The following is a 15,402-nucleotide window of genomic DNA, read 5'->3' on the forward strand; positions in this document are numbered from 1 at the left end:
TCATGCGTTTTCTCTGCGGGTTTCCAAATGGTTGAGGCGCATACTGGGAGCCAGTATGCACACCAGGGTCAATCCCACCAGCAGGGTAAGCCCAAAGGTATGCAGGGCGGGCGTGGCGGACAGTGCCAGCAAGCCGAAGGACAAGCCGGTGCTGACGGCTCCGAGCAGCACGGCCAGCCATGCGTAGCCCTGCTCTTCACCCTGGTGCTCCAGCAGGAAGATACCGTAGTCCACGCCCATGCCCAGCAAAAGCATCAAGGCGAGCAGGTTGAACAACTGAAGGGGCTCGCCCAGCGCGCCAAGCACCGCCAGGCAGCCCAGGGAGGCCAGGGCGGTCGGCAGCCAGGCGCGCCAGGCGGAGCGGCCAAAGCGCGCGGCCAGGGCGGCCCACACGAGCACATGCCCCGCCAGCAACAGCCAGCCCATGGCCGCGCGAAAGCGCCCCAGCAGCCGGGACATGTCGCCGGCGCGGTCCACCCACTGCACACCTTCGACTTGTTCGCCCAGCGCCTTCAAGGCTTCGCCCTGCGTGCGCTGTGTCAGCCCGCGAATCAGCACGACGCTGGCATAACCATCGCCTACCGGGCCCAGCCACTGCGCGCGCGCGACGCCGGATGCCGGGCTGTCCAGCCAGGGCTGCAACTCCAGAGCGGTGGTCTTGAACTCGGGGCGGCGCAAATCTTCACCCAGCGATTCGCCGATGCGGGCCAGGAGTTGCTGTTCAACGCGGGCAGTGATCTGGCGGTTCTCCGCCTGGCGCGCGGCGGAGGGCACCCAGTCGGAGAGTGTGCTCAGGCCCAGTTGTTCGCCGTTCTGCGCGAACTGGCCGAAGCGGGGCACCAGGGCGGCTTTCAGCGCTTCTTCACGCTGCAACACGGCTTGCACTGTCGGCCCCTGTACCAGGAAGAACTGGGCCGGGCTGGGCGTTTGCAGCAGTCGTGCCACCTCGACCTGGGCCTTGACGAGCGCGGCCGGCGATGACTGCAACTGGCGCAGGTCGTCGTTGGCCTCCAGGCGGTGGATGCCCCAGGCGCAAATGCCAAAAAAGAGCGCCATGGAGGTCCACAGCCAACGCCCTTTCAGCCGTGGCCAGCGGGCCAGGCTGCCGGCCACGGCGCCGGCCATGCGGCTGCCCGGCAGGGCGCCGCGGTCCAGCGCGGGAAACCAGCACACGGCGGTAAGAAACGCCGCGACCAGGCCGACCGCCGAAAACAGGGCCATCTGGCGCAAGCCCGGGAAGGGCACCACGGCCAGCACCAGGTAGCCCAGCACGCTGGTGGCCAGGGCTAGCGACAAGCCGGGCAGCAAATGCCTCATCAACGGCCAGCGCGGGGTATTTGGCGAGGCCAGGCGTGAGGCAAAGTAATGAATCCCGAAGTCTTCCGCCACGCCCACCAGGCTGGCGCCGAACACCAGGGTCAGCACGTGGATCTGGCCGAACACCCAGACGGTGGCCGACAGGCCCGCGGCGCACCCTACCAGCAGCGACGCCGCGATCAGGGCGACCGTGCGGCCCGCGCGAAAGGCCCACCAGACCAGCGCGATGACCGCGGCCAGCGATCCCCAGCCGATGGTGTTCATCTCCTGGTTGCCCTGTGCCGCCCCGGCTTCGGCGTGCAAGGGGACGCCCGCGCTGACGATGCTGAGCGGCGAAACGGACGCATCGGCGCCAAGGCCGGCCTGTGCGGCGCGCCCGGCTTGCTCCAGCGCGTCGCTCCAGCGGCGGTCGCCGTCCAGGCGAAAGGCCGAGCCTTCGGTTTCATAGAGCAAGACGGCCCAGTCGCGCTTGCCGTCGGGATCGGGCACGCTCAGCAGGCCATCGCGCGGCCTGGCTGCCGTCAGCCCCGCGCGTTGGGACCACCAGGCGGGCCACAAACCCAAAGGGTCTGCCAGCCAGGAGGTGGGCTGGATGGCGCCGAGGCCGTGAAGCCGCTCCAGCGCCTGCCCGGTCAGCAACTGCGTGTCTGTGCCGCCCAATGCCTGCCGCTGGGCGTCGGTGAGCAGGGCGTCGCGCCATGGCCGATAAAAATCCATCACCTGGGCCGCCAGGCCCGCATCCGCCACCCGGCGCAAGCCCGCGTTGGCGGCGATCAGCGACTGGTCGAATCGCAGCGCCGCCTTCTGGACCGCACCCCAATCGGCCGCGCCAAGCATGACCACGACCCTGCGCTCACCCTGCTCGCTCACCTGGCGCATGGCTCGCTGCGCGACCGGCGCCTGCTCGTCTTGCGGCAGCAAGGCGAACACGTCGGTGTCAAACCGGGGCGCGTGCCAGAACTGCCACTGGTGCCAGCCGATGCCGGCCACCACCAGCAGCCAGGCCAATGCCAGCCGCTGGGGCGTGCTCCAGCGCCAGGGTGGTGTCATGGCCCGAAGCGTCCGGCTTCGGACGGGCTCAGCGCTGAGGTGGCGTGGTTGAAAAAGCGGATGCGGCTTTCATCGCCGGAGGCTTCATGCAGTATCGCCAGGTTGACGTATTGGTCGCCTTGCAGCTCGATGCGGGTGATGAAGCCGGCCAGGACGCTGTCGCGCGGCGTTAAAACCAGGCGCCACCCTTGCGTGCCGAGCAGCGCCCCTTCGGACTGGAACCGCGCGCCCAGCACCTGGACGTCTCCGGCCAGCAAGGCCAGCAGCATTTCATTGACGGCGCGCAAACCGGACTCCGCCCGGGCGTCGGTCTGCCGGCTTACCCCGTTGTCGCCCAGCGTCAGAAGGCGATCCCGCGTGATGACCAGGGTGGAGGCAAACGGCTGGGTGGTTATCCATTGCACCCCTTGCCCGCGTGCCATGACAAATGTGCCTCGCGAAACCAGCGGCCGCTTGAATCCCCTGATCGTCTTGGTTTGTTCAAATTCGCCGCGCAACACCGCGGCGTTTCCCAGGCGCTTCCCGACCTCGGCCAGCAGCCCGCTCGCCGGTTGCGCGAGCGCCGGCACGCCTGCCGCGGACCAACCGGCCAGCAGCGCGAGCGCGGCCTGGAGGGCGAGGCGGCGGCTCATGCTCCGGGCCTTTCAACGCCCAGGCGTTGCCACAGAATGGCTGGGCACACCCAGCACATTTCGCGTGTTCGCATGTCCAGCGCGACCTGGATGGTGCTGGCTTTGTTCAGCCGGGCACCTGTCGAGGCGCACAGGATGAGGTAGTCGATTTTCAGGCGGCTTTCCCATTCAACGATGCGCGCGCTGATCCGGATGCGCTGGCCGTAGTGCACCGATCCCACGTATTTAAGGCGCAAATCGACGATGGGCCAGGCGTAGCCCGACTCGCGCATCTGCGGGTAGTCGTAGTTGAATTTGGCCATGAGCGCGTTGCGTGCCAGTTCAAGGTATTTCACGTAGTTGCCGTGCCACACGATGTCCATCGGGTCCAGGTCGTGAAAGGCCGGCGTGAGTTCGATCTCGTGGCTCAGCACCAGGCCGCTTGCCCGAACCGGCAAGCCTGGCTTCTGGTCAAGCGGCTCAGTCAAGATAGATTTCCCATTGATGCGTGCGCATCCCTGCGAGCAAACGCTGCAGATCGGCGTCCAGGGCCCTGTCTTCCACCACCAGCGGGATGGCCTGCGACAGTTGCCGCAGAAAATCGGTCAAGGGGCCGGGCAGGGGCAGCGGGCTCACCTGCTGGCGCAGTGCCATGGCTTGCCGCGCGGCTATCAGCATGGCCGCCACGACCTGCTCGGTCAGATCCAGCACCCGCAAGGCGTCGCGCGCGGCGATGGTGCCCATGCTGACCTTGTCCTGGTTGTGGCATTCGGTGGAGCGTGAAAACACCGAGGCCGGCATGGTTTGCTTCAAGGCCTCGGCCGTCCAGGCCGAGACACTGATCTGCAGCGCTTTCAGGCCGTGGTTGATGGCAGCCCGCGGCCCGGTCGCCGCCGACAGGTTGGCCGGCAAGCCGTGGTTGAAACGGGCGTCGACCAGCAAGGCGAGCTGGCGGTCCATCAGGTCGGCCACGTTGGCCACCACGTTCTTGAGCGTGTCCATGGCCAGCGCGATGTGCCCGCCATAAAAATGCCCGCCGTGCAGCACGCGCTCTTCGTCGGGATCGATCAGCGGATTGTCATTGGCGCTGTTGAGTTCGTTTTCAATTTGCTGGCGAAGCCACGGCAATGCGTCTTCGAGCACGCCGATGACGTGCGGCGCGCAGCGCAGGGAATAGCGGTCCTGCAGCCGTTGCTCGTTGCGGGCCGGCCGGTCCGACATCAAGTCCTGGCGCAGGCGCTGCGCCACTAGCTGCGGCCCGGCGTGCGGTTTCAACGCGAACAGGGTCTCGTCGAAATGGTGCGCATTGCCGTCGCTCGCCCAGACGTTGCACGCGGTCAAACGGGTGGCCAGGCGGGCCAGGCTGTCGGCGCGCTGCCAGGCCAGGCAAGCCAGGCCGGTCATGACGGACGTGCCGTTCATCAGTGCCAGCGCTTCCTTGGGGCGCAGGCGCAGCGGCTTCAGGCCGATGCGGGGCAGTGCCTCGGCCGCGGGTTGGCGCCGTCCCTCGAACCACACCTCGCGCTCGCCGCACAGCACGGCCGCCACATAGGACAAAGGCGTGAGGTCGCCGCTGGCGCCCACGGAACCCTCCGCCGGGATCAGGGGCAACACGTCGTGCACCAGCAGTTGTTCCAGCTGCACCAGCAAAGCCCAGCTCACGCCGGATACGCCCTGGCACAGAGACGACAGGCGCGCGGCCAGTACGGAACGGGTTTCTTCGGGCGTCAGGAAGCGGCCCGCACCTATGCCGTGATAGGTGTAGAGGTGGTGCGGCAGCTCGGCGATCAATTCGGGCGGGATGTTGACTGTGCACGAGTCGCCGTACCCGGTCGTGACACCATAGACCACGCCGTCTTCACGTAACAGGCGGTCCAGGAAAGCCGCGCCGCGTTCGATTCGATCGTGGAAGGCCGGGTCCTGGCTGAGCGCAGCCGGGCGCTCGCGCGCGGCCAGGGCGGCGACGTCATCGACAGTCAGGCGTTGCCCGTCAAAAATCACCGGGGACGGCAGGGCATCGCTCTTGTGTTTAGTCATGTTGCTTGGAATTGGAGGCAGCGCTTGCCTGCTGCCAGAACGGGAAAAAATTGAACCAGGCCATCGGAGCGCGAGCCAGCAGCACTTCCAGCCAATCGGCAAACTGTTGCGCGCAAGCTTGCAGGGCTTGCTGGCGTGTGGCCCGGGGCAGCACTACCAGTTCCGCGAGGCGGTGCACGCGCAGCACGTAGCCGGCCTGGCCTCGCGCGGCCGTTTCACGCACGCATCCCACGGCATACAGCGGGCATTTGAGCAACGCCGCCAGTACATAAGGCCCCACGGGCCATTGCGCCGGCCGGCCCAGAAAGACCGCTTCGGCGGTGGACCCTTGTTGCCGCGGGCTTGCATCCGTTCGCACCGGGACGCGGTCTCCGGCGATGGCCACGAACTCTCCTTGCGCGACCTTGTCGGCCAGCAGCATGGCCGTGGCCGGGTTGACTTCCGTGACCTGGATCAGGCGAACCTCGTTGTCGGGTTGCAAGCTCTGCATCAGGCGATTGAAGCGCTCGGCATGGCGGGTGTGCACCAGGACGTTGAGCCGAACCCCGCGATGGCGCTCGGCGCTGACGCGGCACAACTCCATGCAGCCGATGTGGCCCGTCACGATGATGGCTCCGCGCTTCTGCGCAATCAGGGCCCGTAGGCCCTCCTCGTCCTCGCCTTCAACGCGCAGCGCACTTTGCCCCAGGCCGCCGCTAAGGGTTAGCAGCTTGTCCAGGATGGTGTCGGCAAATGCCAGGAAATGCCGCAGGGTGTCACGCCAGCCCGGGGCGTGCCCCAGTGCACCGCGCGAAGCCTGGATTCGTCGCAGGTATTCCAGTGAAGAGCGGCGGGCTTGCGAGCGCGTGGCCCAGTAGTAAACCACCACGGGGTACAGGCAGAGCCTGAAAGGCAGGCGTCCCAGCACGCGGTAAACCCAGAACAGCAGCTTGATGCCCAGGACAAAGGTGTGTTCTCCCAGGCTGGCCCAGTGCAGCACGGCCGGGTCCGGAGTTTGCGGCCCAAGGCTGGCGGCTGGTTTCGTCATCGCGCCGCCTTTCGCCATAACAGCAGCGGCAGGCGCACCAGCATGCCGGCCAGCATGCGCGCATGCATGCAGGAGATCAGCACGTTGTCCCGCCATAGTTTGAAATGCGAGATGCCGTCCATGGGATAGCTGACCTTGGTCGGCAAGTTGGCCAGCGGTATGCCGCGCCAGTGAAGGCGCACCAGCAGTTCGGAGTCGAAGTCCATGCGCCGGCCCATGTAGACCTCGTCGATCAGTTTGACGACGGGGGCCAGCGGGTAAACGCGAAAACCGCACATGGAATCGCGAATGTCCAGCGACAGGGTGTTGATCCACACCCAGACATGGGTGGCGTACCGGCCATAGAGGCGCGATTTGGGCACGGAAGCGTCGTAGATCGGCACGCCGCACACCACGGCTTGCGGCAACAGGCTTGAGAGCGCCAGGAACTTGGGAATGTCGGCCACGTCGTGCTGGCCGTCGGCATCAATTTGCAATGCGTGCGTGTGGCCCAGCGCGAGCGCCTGGCGCAGGCCCGCCATCATCGCGCCGCCTTTTCCCTGGTTGCGAGGCAGGCGCAGCAGCCGCATCGCGGGCCCGTGCCGTGCTGCCAGGCTCGCCAGGACACCGGCGCAGGCCGCATCGCTGCCGTCGTCGACCACAATGACTTCAAGGCCGCTTGCGCGCACCGCGTCGACCATGAAGCCTATGGTTTGCGGGTGGTTGTAGCAGGGGATCACGGCCACCGGTTTATGCATGGGCGCTTTCCGCTTCATACGACCAGACGGCGCGTCCGTTGGCGTGCTCGTTCAGGCTGGACGGATCGGAAGGGTCCGCGCCCTCCTGCGAATACAGGCGAAAGCTCAGGCTGCACAAGCGGGGGTCGGCCAGCCTGGGCTTGAATTGCAGCGCCAGGCGCAAGGCCGTGCCGGGCGAGACCGGGCGCACGAATTTGAGCGCTTCCAGTCGTACGAAGTGTTGCGGCAGGGCGAAACATTCGCGGCCCAGCGATATCGCCCAATCGAGTTGCGCGACGCCCGGCAGTATGGGCGCCACCTCGAAGTGGCCGTCGAACACCGTCAGGCCCGCATGGATGTCCAGCGTGGCCAGCGCATCGGTGTCGCCGCGCTCCAGCCATTGCACGGCCGGCATTTCGGGGCGCACCGCGGGCGGCTGGGCGGCGAACAGCGCCGCCAGCAAGGCCTCTGTCGGCTTGCCCTGCGCATTGACCGGCAGGGCCTCCACAAAACGCCAGCGCCTCGGGATCGCGAGCGCCTCGACGCCGCTGGACAAGGCCTCGCGCAGCAAGTTGACCAGGCCGCGCCGGCCCTGGGCCTCCTGCGCGCGTCCCGCCGGCGTGAGCACCGCCACCACGCCCACGCGGGCGCCCACGGCGGTGTCGACCACCAGCGCTTTCGCTTCCTGCACCCAGGGCGTCTTCAGCACCTGCTGTTCGACCGCGCTGAGCGACACGCGTTTTTCCTCGATCTTGACGATACGGTCGGCCCGGCCCAGCAGGCGAAAGCTGCCGGCGCTGGCAGCTTCCGCGCGGTCGCTGGTCGTCCACCACCGGTCGTCGGGCAGCCTTGGCGAGGACACCGCCAGGCAACCCTCATCCAATCGCCATTGCACGTCCATAAAAGGTCGCCACGGCTCTTGCGCGCTGGCGGACTGGCGCCAGGCGATGCCGCCGGTTTCCGAACTGCCAAAGACCTCGATGGGTGAGCGTCCCAAAGCTTGCGCAGCGGCCTGTGACACCTCAAAGGGGAGCGGCCCGGCCGACGAAAATACCGCGCGAAGTTCTTGCCGCGCCGCTTGCCAGTCAACGTGTTCGCCCAGACGCTTGAGGTGCGCCGGCGTGGCGATGAGCACCGAGGGCGCGGAGCCCAGGCTGGCGGCCAGGTCGCCCGGATACAGCAGCCTCCGTTGCGAGAAAGGGCGTCCCGCAGCCATGGGCCACAGCACGAGGAAAAGCAGGCCGTAAATATGCTGGTGCGAGACTGTGGCCCACACCGTGGGTTCTCCAGCGCCGGCCAGCATCTGTCCGAACGAACTTTCGAGCGCCTCAATTTCCGACAGCAGCTGGTCGAGCCGCTTGTCGATTGCCTCCGGAAGGCCTTGCGATCCGGAGGTATAGACTTTTAATTTGGCAGCACGCGGGTCGATGGGGTGGCGGTGACCGGTTTCGCCGGGGATGCCGGCAGGCGCTTGAAGCGCGGCGGGCAGATCGCCAGCCAGAGCGCAATCCGAGTCGAGCAGGGCCTGCACCGTGCCGGGCAGGTCGTCGCCCGGCAGGGCAACCGTTTTGCCGGCATGCCAGGCTGCCAGCACGGCGGCCGCAAAATCAAGGGGATCTTTCAGGTAGATGGCCCACTGGGTGTGCGCCTGGCCGGAAAAGGCGGCCTGCCACTGCCCCAGTCGTATTAAAAAGTCGGCATGCGACAGCTCGCGGCCGTCGTCCTGCCGCGCCATGATGCGGGATGGATCAGGCGCGCGACATGCGAAGTCGGTCAGGGACCACCAATCAGCCATGGATTCGTCATCCCACCGCAGGCTTGGCTGCGTCGATGCGATCCCGAACCCGGCGGCGAACCAGCCATTCTCCCGCCGCCAGCACGCCGATCAGGCAATAGGCGATGAGGCCGTTATAGAGCGTCCAGGTGGCGTCGCTCGCCCACAAGGCCGTTGCCAGCGCCACTGAGCCGTTGAGAACAAAAAAAACGCACCACACCTGGGTGACACGCCGCGTATAGGCAACCGCATGCGGGGAGAGATCCGGTTCGCGCACGCGCGCAAAGCGTTCAACCGCACTGGGGGGATACACCAGACTGGCGCCAAAAAGCACCAGCATCAAGGCATTGACTCCCACGGGGTAGAGTTTGAGGGGCAGCAATGCGTTGCCAAACCAGGTGAACGCCGCCAGGACGCACGCCGCCCCGGCCATGCCCCAGGTCGCCGTGCTGCGGCCGGTGCCCAGGCGCATCAGCGCCAGCAGCACCAGGAGCAGCGCCAGCCAGCGCGGCTCAAAATGGCCCAGCCCCAGATAGACGATCAGCGGGTAAGCCAGCGTCACCACCGCCAGCACCACCGCGCCGAGACGGCCTTTATGCATCAGCCGTTTCGCTGCCGGCCACGAGGGCGTACAGAGCATCGACCACGTCACCGACCGTGCGAACCGTTTTGAAAGCCTCGGGCTGCAAACGCTGGCCCATCAGCGGTTTGAGCTGGACGATCAGGTCCACCGCGTCGATGCTGTCGATGTCAAGGTCATCACGAAGTCTGGCCTCCGGCACGATGCGCTCGGCTTCGATATCGAAGGTGTTGACCAGGATGCCCACAATACGTTGAAGTATTTCGTTTTTTGTCATGGGTAGGAGCCTCTCGGAAATTGAAGTCAGCGCGAACGCCCTGCGCCGACGAACGCCGCCAGCGCCTGCACCGAGCTGAAATGGCGGCGGGTTTCCTCGGAGTCCGCCGAAACGGTCACTCCATAGCGGCGTTGCAGAGCCAAGCCCAGTTCTAGGGCGTCGATGGAGTCCAGGCCAAGGCCTTTGACGAACAGCGGTTCGGTGGGGTTGATATCGCCGGCGACGATATCTTCCAGGGCCAGCGAACTGATGATCAGATCCTTGATCTCTAGCTCAAGCGCTTGCATGTCGGGGGTCACTTCGAGTCTCCACAGAGAAATAGTCGATCAGGTGTTCAGTCAGATGGCGGGCGGCCAATGCGTCGCTGGCACAACTCTCGACCAGCGCGGCCACCGGCATATCGTCGTGCACATCGATGCGGAAATGAGGCCGACGGGGCGGAATTCGCCACCATGGTACCCCTTTGGCCAGCATGGATTGGCTGCAGCGTATGAGCACCGGGGTGATATTTACTTTGCCTCGCACGGCCAGATGAGAGGCGCCACGCTGGAGCTTGGCGGGGAAGCCCGCCACCGGCGTGCGAGTGCCTTCAGGAAAAATGATCAGGTTGTTGCCTGCGTGCAACGATGCGATGCAATCCTCGACCATGCCGGGACCGGCATCGTTGCAGATGAACCCTGCTGACAGCACGGCGCCCCGCGTGAAGGGGTTTTCCGCCAGCGCCGCCTTGACCACGCAATCGGCGTGATCGATGAACGATATCAGGAACACCACGTCGATCAGGGACGGGTGGTTGGACAGGATCAGCAGTCCGCGCCGCTTGAGTTTGTCCAGCCCGTGGGTTTCGTAGGTAAATATTCCCAAGGTGTGCATCAAGGCGACGAATGCCTGAAACGCCCGGTTGATGATCCAGCGGGCGGTGACGGAAAGGCGCCCACGGTCCCGCACAAACAGGGACAGGATCGGAAACACCACGATCCAGAGAAGCAGGCCGCCCAGTCCGAAACAGGTGAAGCTGACAGCGGTTGCGAACAGCCGCCACAGATAATTAAGCCGGTCACGCATGGACACTCCACGACCATTGGGTCAGTTTTCTGTCGTGGCGAATCACCGCTGGTTCGGCCGCAGCCGGGCTCAGATGATGCCGGAGCACGTGCCGCAAAACATCCAGGCCCGCGGGCCAGGATGGAGTCTCGGGGCCTGGGGCTTCGGCCGCGTGGACCTGGAGGCTTACCGTCAATCCCGGTTGCGACGGCGCGGGCCGCGCCACTCGCCAGGCCCACGCGTATTCACAGGCCGGTTCATCGGCGAAAACGGTGTAGTCGGTTGGCAGCGGCGCTTCCGAATACACCACCAGCACTTCGCTGGCCCCGTCGGCCAGCAGGGCCGCCGCTTCGGTGAGCGCGGCGGCGACAGTGGCGCGTCCCGCGGCGACCACTACCGTGTTGTGAGTGTGTCCCTGGGCGATGGAGTAAAGCGCCGACACGGCATTGTGCACAGACAGGCCGAAACCGGCCGGGGACAGAGGCTGACCTCCGACCAGGTCATCCAGAAGAGACAAAGAGCCGGCTGTATCGCCGTACCTGGACGCGAACACCAGCGGCGCATCGCTGGCGGAAGATTGGCACCAGTAAGCGACCTGGCAGGCCATACGCCCCAGCCGGTCCAGCCGACGGCGCGTCATGGCGGGCATTTCCGTGAGCGCGGGAACGGTTTGCACCGTCGGTTGTGGAAGCACGGGAAAACCCTGGGCCCACCTGAGCCAGTCTTCGTGACCGGTCAGGCCGTCGGCATACGCCGACCATTCAAGAATGATGAATTCGAATCGCAAAACTAACTCGTTGGTTGATGACCTCAATGACTGATCGGGCCGATCACAAACCATTTCATCGTGCAGCGGGGCCCCCCGGTGACCCCGATTGTTCGGGGCCTTTTATGTTTTGGGCGATTTTACATGCCCCAAAGCGGTTCCAGCCCTCTGTTACGAGGGCCGCAGCCTCCTCCGATTGGGGGGTGAATCGAGGGAACACGGTGCAAAACGACCCAATCGGGCGCGTTTTCAGGCGATACCATCGTTTCATTTTCCCAACAAGGTGCTGCCGTGGACCATAAATGGCTGGAAGACTTCATCGCCCTGGCACGCGAACGCAGCTTTTCGCGGGCCGCCGAGCTGCGCCACGTGACCCAGCCGCAGTTCTCGCGCCGCGTGCGCGCGCTGGAGCTTTGGGCCGGCGCCGACCTGGTCAACCGCGCCGTCGTGCCGCTGGCGCTCACGGCCGCCGGGGAAGAACTGCTGCCCGTGGCGCGCCGCGCCGTGGACGGCCTGGGCGATGTGCGCGCCCGCATACGCCATGCGCAGGGCGGCCTTGACTGGGTCACCTTGGCGACTGGCCGCACGCTGTCGCGCACCGCCGTGCCCGCCTGGCTGGCGCGCGTGAAGCGCGGCGCCGGCGAGTTCCGCCTGCGCATACTCACCGGCTCCATCCACGAAGGCGCCACCGCGCTGGAGCAGGGCGCGGCCGACTTCCTGCTGTCCTTCACGCACCCGCGCCTGCCCATGCGCCTGGACGACCAGGCTTTCGAGGGCCTGACCCTGGGCACCGACGAGCTGGTGGCCGTGAGCGCGCCGCGCCCCGACGGGCAGGCGCTGCATGCCCTGCCCGGCAGCGCGCGCGAACCGGCGCGCGTGCTCGGTTACGCGCCCACGCTGGCGCTCAGCCAGGTCCTGCAGGACGGGCTGAGCCGCGATGCGCGCGAGTTCTTCCTGTACACGGTGACCGAATCCGACTTCGCCGAGTCCCTGCATGAGCAGGCCCTGCAGGGCGTGGGCCTGGCCTGGCTGCCGCGCGGCCTGGTCGGCGACGACCTGCGCAGCGGCCGGTTGGTCGCTGCCGACCCGCAGGCGCTTGCCGTGCGCTTCGAAATACGGTTGTACCGCAACCGCAGCCCGCGCAACGAGCTGGTGCAGCGCATCTGGGCGGCCACGACGGCCTGAACGAGTTTGCGCATGCGCCCATGCGCGATGCGCATGCGGCCCCAGGGGAGGGCTTCCTAGACTGGCTCCACTAAATAAGGAGACCGTCGTCATGCCCCCACATCCCATCATTTCCCGCCCCCACCTGGCCCGCGCCCTGCGCGGGGCCGCGTCCGCCTTGCTGGCTTTGCTGGCCCTCGGTACAGCGCAGGCCCAGAGCTGGCCCGCGGCCAAGCCGATTTCGCTGGTGGTCGGCTACCCGGCAGGCGGCAGCGTCGACCTGGTCGCGCGCATCATCGCCGAGCCGCTGTCCAAACGCCTGGGCACGCCGGTCGTGATTGAAAACGTCGGCGGCGCCGGCGGCACCATAGGCGCGCAGAAAGTCGTCAGCGCCAACCCCGACGGCTACACCCTGCTGCTGGGTTCGGGCAGCGAGGTGTCCATCGCCAAGCTGTTTAATGCCGCCGTCAAGTACAACGGCGAAACCGACCTGGCGCCGGTGGGGCTGATAGGCATCACGCCCATGGTGTTTGTGACCAACACCCAGACCGGCGTCAAGACCATCGAAGAAGCCATCGCCAAATCGAAACGCGAACGCAACCAGCTGAGCTTTGCGTCTTCCGGCATAGGCACGCCGCTGCACGTGTCGGGCGAACTCATCAACCTGATGGCCGGCACCAGCTTCCGCCACGTGCCCTACCGCGGCGCGGGCCAGCAGCTGCAGGACCTGCTGGGCGGCAACATCGAGTTCAGCGTGTCGGTGCTGTCCTCCGCGCTGCCGCACATCGAGTCCGGCAGGATGGTTCCGCTGGGCGTCACCACGCCCACACGCTCGCGCGCCGCGCCGCAAATCCCCGCGCTGGCCGAGAACCCCAGGCTCAAGGGGTATGACATGAACGTCTGGTTCGGCCTTTTCGGGCCCGCCAAGCTGCCGGCGCCCATGGTCGCACGGCTCAACCGCGAACTCAACGACATCCTGCGCGAGGAAGCCGTCTGGCAAAAACTCCAGAAGGCCGGCATTTCGAATGAAGGCGGCACACCCCAGGCGCTCACGGCTTTTGTGCGCGCCGAAACCCAGCGCGTGCGCGCCGTCGTCAACAAGGCCGTCAGCACTGGGGCTGCGAACTGATGCAACACCACCCGGTCCTGACCCTGCCGCCGAATCTGGCGGGCTGGGCGAATTCACCCACCGGCGTGCCGCATGTGCACGAGCGAAGCGGCGCCGCGCCCGGCCCCGAGATCCTGGTCACGGCGCTGGTGCACGGCAACGAATTTTCGGGCGCCATCGCGCTGGCCGAGCTGCTTGCCGCGGGCTGGCAACCGGCGCGCGGCCGCGTCACACTGGCCTTCTGCAACGTCGCCGCCTTCGAGCGCTTTGACGCGGCACAGCCCGACGCCTCGCGTTTTATCGACGAAGACTTCAACCGCGTCTGGGCCGCCGACGTGCTGGCCGGGCCGCGCCGCAGCGCCGAGCTGGACCGCGCGCGCCGGCTGCGGCCTTTTGTGGACCGCGCCACGCATCTGCTGGACCTGCATTCCATGCACGAACCCTGCGTGCCCTTGCTGGTCACCGGCACCCTGGCGCGCAACATCACTTTTGCCCAGGGCCTGCGCACCGCGGGGCAAGTGGTCGTCGACGCCGGCCATGCCGACGGCGTGCGCATGCGCGACTACGGCGAATTTTCGGATGCGCAAGGCGAGCGCATCGCGCTGCTGCTGGAAGCCGGCCAGCACTGGGAGCCACGCGCCGTCAGCGCCGCGCGCGACACCTTGATGCGCTTCCTGGTACAGGCCGGTGCGCTGGCCCGCAACGAAGTGCCGGTCGGCTGGCTGCTGCCCGACCGTGAGCCGCCCGCGCCTGTGGTGGTCACCGACCGCGTGGTGGCGACGTCCATGGATTTCAGTTTCAAAGAGCCCTACACCGGCGGCGAAACCATCGCCAAAGCGGGCACCATGATCGCCATCGATGCGGGGCGCGAAGTGCTCACACCGTATGACGACTGCGTGCTGGTCATGCCCTCATTGCGGCAATTGCGACCGGGGGTGACGACGGTTCGGCTGGGGCGGCGGGGCTGATCGGCAGCCTCTTCGAGAGGAGGCCGAACGGTCAGCGTACGGCCTGCCCCGTCGTTGCCTGCGCGAGCAACCACGCACGGAACACCGCGAGGGCCTCAAGCTTCGATGATTCCTCGGGATACACCAGGTAGTAGCCGCGAGGGGAAATCCATTGTTTCTTCGACAGCCGGCGTAAACGGCCGGTCGCCAGTGCATCGCTGGCCATGAAATCGGGCAGCAGCACCGCCCCCAGGCCCGCTATCGCGGCATTCAGCGCCATCGACATCAGCTCGTAGCGCGGCCCCTCCTGGCCGGTGCCTATTTCGATGCCGGCGTGCTCGAACCATTTGCGCCATGCGTCCAGCACGGTCGTGTGGTGCACCAGCGCCGACATCGGGGTGCGGGAGCTCAGCGATTTGCCGTTTTTGGCGATCCATGCCGGTGCGGCATAAGGCGCCATCGCCAGGGGCAAGACAAAATCGTTGTGCAGGCCGGCGCGGTTTCCGTCGCCGAATTCGAGCGAGGCATCCACCGCCATGCTCTTGAAATCAACCGACCCCACGCGCGTGGCGAAATTCAGGGTGATCTCGCTGTGCGCGCGCGTGAAGTCCGGCAGGCGCGGAATCAGCCAATAGCTGCCCAGCGACGCGCCGACCGACACCGCCAGCGACCCCCCGCGCCCCTTGAGCGCCATCACGTTGGCCGTCGCGCGTTCGAGGCGCTGGAGAATGGGGCCGACTTCGTCCAGGTAATAACGGCCGGCTTCCGTGAGCACGACCGCATCGCGCCGCCGCACGAAAAGCTTGACGTCAAGGCGGCTTTCAAGCGCCATGATCTGGCGGCTGACCGCGCCCTGCGTCAGGTGAAGCTCTTGCGCGGCCGCGGTGAAAGACCGCAGGCGCGCGCTGGCCTCGAGGCAGACCAGGGACATGGTGGAGGGTGCGCGCAGCATCATGGTGCATGAGAAAAAAGCATGGAAGACGC

The 15,402-nt window shown here is 66.5% G+C and carries 16 protein-coding genes; 3 read left to right on the forward strand and 13 right to left on the reverse strand.

Going from position 1 to position 15,402, the window contains the following annotated elements; all coding sequences use genetic code 11:
- The 12 genes from AC1D1F_RS02640 to AC1D1F_RS02695 all read right to left on the reverse strand — a co-directional run bounded on the left by AC1D1F_RS02640 (position 1) and on the right by AC1D1F_RS02695 (position 11,220).
- Positions 1-2,367, reverse strand: coding sequence for an MMPL family transporter (locus tag AC1D1F_RS02640; protein WP_477674843.1), 2,367 nt, complete (start codon positions 2,365-2,367; stop codon positions 1-3).
- On the reverse strand, positions 2,364-2,999 hold the full coding sequence (locus tag AC1D1F_RS02645; protein WP_477674844.1) for a LolA family protein: 636 nt from the start codon (positions 2,997-2,999) through the stop codon (positions 2,364-2,366). Before AC1D1F_RS02645 ends, AC1D1F_RS02640 begins: the two co-directional genes overlap by 4 nt.
- Complete coding sequence (locus AC1D1F_RS02650) at positions 2,996-3,466, reverse strand: acyl-CoA thioesterase (RefSeq protein WP_477674845.1); 471 nt, start codon at positions 3,464-3,466, stop codon at positions 2,996-2,998. The genes AC1D1F_RS02645 and AC1D1F_RS02650 overlap by 4 nt, the downstream gene beginning before the upstream one ends.
- A complete protein-coding gene (locus tag AC1D1F_RS02655) occupies positions 3,459-5,015 on the reverse strand; it encodes an HAL/PAL/TAL family ammonia-lyase (RefSeq protein ID WP_477695968.1) in 1,557 nt (518 codons plus the stop codon). The genes AC1D1F_RS02650 and AC1D1F_RS02655 overlap by 8 nt, the downstream gene beginning before the upstream one ends.
- Positions 5,008-6,042 (reverse strand): LpxL/LpxP family acyltransferase, encoded by a 1,035-nt coding sequence (locus tag AC1D1F_RS02660; RefSeq protein WP_477674847.1) that lies wholly within the window; start codon positions 6,040-6,042, stop codon positions 5,008-5,010. The genes AC1D1F_RS02655 and AC1D1F_RS02660 overlap by 8 nt, the downstream gene beginning before the upstream one ends.
- Positions 6,039-6,779, reverse strand: a complete 741-nt coding sequence (locus tag AC1D1F_RS02665) for a glycosyltransferase family 2 protein (protein WP_477674848.1) — start codon at positions 6,777-6,779, stop codon at positions 6,039-6,041. Before AC1D1F_RS02665 ends, AC1D1F_RS02660 begins: the two co-directional genes overlap by 4 nt.
- A complete protein-coding gene (locus AC1D1F_RS02670) occupies positions 6,772-8,493 on the reverse strand; it encodes an ApeI family dehydratase (protein WP_477700649.1) in 1,722 nt (573 codons plus the stop codon). Before AC1D1F_RS02670 ends, AC1D1F_RS02665 begins: the two co-directional genes overlap by 8 nt.
- A 67-nt stretch (positions 8,494-8,560) precedes the next feature.
- Positions 8,561-9,133 carry a COG4648 family protein gene (locus tag AC1D1F_RS02675; protein ID WP_477674850.1) on the reverse strand — a complete coding sequence of 191 codons (573 nt, stop codon included), beginning with the start codon at positions 9,131-9,133 and terminating at the stop codon, positions 8,561-8,563.
- Entirely contained in the window at positions 9,126-9,389 is a 264-nt protein-coding gene (locus AC1D1F_RS02680) for an acyl carrier protein (protein ID WP_477674851.1), read from the reverse strand. The genes AC1D1F_RS02675 and AC1D1F_RS02680 overlap by 8 nt, the downstream gene beginning before the upstream one ends.
- Before the next feature lie 26 nt (positions 9,390-9,415).
- Positions 9,416-9,676: a phosphopantetheine-binding protein gene (locus tag AC1D1F_RS02685; RefSeq protein WP_477674859.1), complete on the reverse strand. Its 261-nt coding sequence runs from the start codon at positions 9,674-9,676 to the stop codon at positions 9,416-9,418.
- Positions 9,663-10,454 (reverse strand): lysophospholipid acyltransferase family protein, encoded by a 792-nt coding sequence (locus AC1D1F_RS02690; RefSeq protein ID WP_477674852.1) that lies wholly within the window; start codon positions 10,452-10,454, stop codon positions 9,663-9,665. Before AC1D1F_RS02690 ends, AC1D1F_RS02685 begins: the two co-directional genes overlap by 14 nt.
- Positions 10,447-11,220, reverse strand: coding sequence for a beta-ketoacyl synthase chain length factor (locus AC1D1F_RS02695; RefSeq protein ID WP_477674853.1), 774 nt, complete (start codon positions 11,218-11,220; stop codon positions 10,447-10,449). The genes AC1D1F_RS02690 and AC1D1F_RS02695 overlap by 8 nt, the downstream gene beginning before the upstream one ends.
- Before the next feature lie 270 nt (positions 11,221-11,490).
- Here AC1D1F_RS02695 and AC1D1F_RS02700 point away from each other — a divergent pair, with 270 nt between their 5' ends.
- From AC1D1F_RS02700 to AC1D1F_RS02710, 3 genes are all read left to right on the forward strand, one after another.
- A complete protein-coding gene (locus AC1D1F_RS02700) occupies positions 11,491-12,384 on the forward strand; it encodes a LysR family transcriptional regulator (protein WP_477674854.1) in 894 nt (297 codons plus the stop codon).
- A gap of 91 nt (positions 12,385-12,475) precedes the next feature.
- The gene (locus tag AC1D1F_RS02705; protein WP_477674855.1) at positions 12,476-13,492 is read left to right on the forward strand and encodes a Bug family tripartite tricarboxylate transporter substrate binding protein; all 1,017 of its coding nucleotides are present in this window, start codon (positions 12,476-12,478) and stop codon (positions 13,490-13,492) included.
- Entirely contained in the window at positions 13,492-14,439 is a 948-nt protein-coding gene (locus AC1D1F_RS02710; RefSeq protein ID WP_477674856.1) for a M14 family metallopeptidase, read from the forward strand. The genes AC1D1F_RS02705 and AC1D1F_RS02710 overlap by 1 nt, the downstream gene beginning before the upstream one ends.
- 31 nt (positions 14,440-14,470) lie before the next feature.
- Here the strand turns inward: AC1D1F_RS02710 and AC1D1F_RS02715 are convergent, their stop codons facing one another.
- Positions 14,471-15,349 carry a LysR substrate-binding domain-containing protein gene (locus tag AC1D1F_RS02715; RefSeq protein WP_477695966.1) on the reverse strand — a complete coding sequence of 293 codons (879 nt, stop codon included), beginning with the start codon at positions 15,347-15,349 and terminating at the stop codon, positions 14,471-14,473.
- Positions 15,350-15,402: the final 53 nt, after the last annotated feature.

This window comes from Polaromonas sp. P1_H6, from assembly GCF_056405195.1.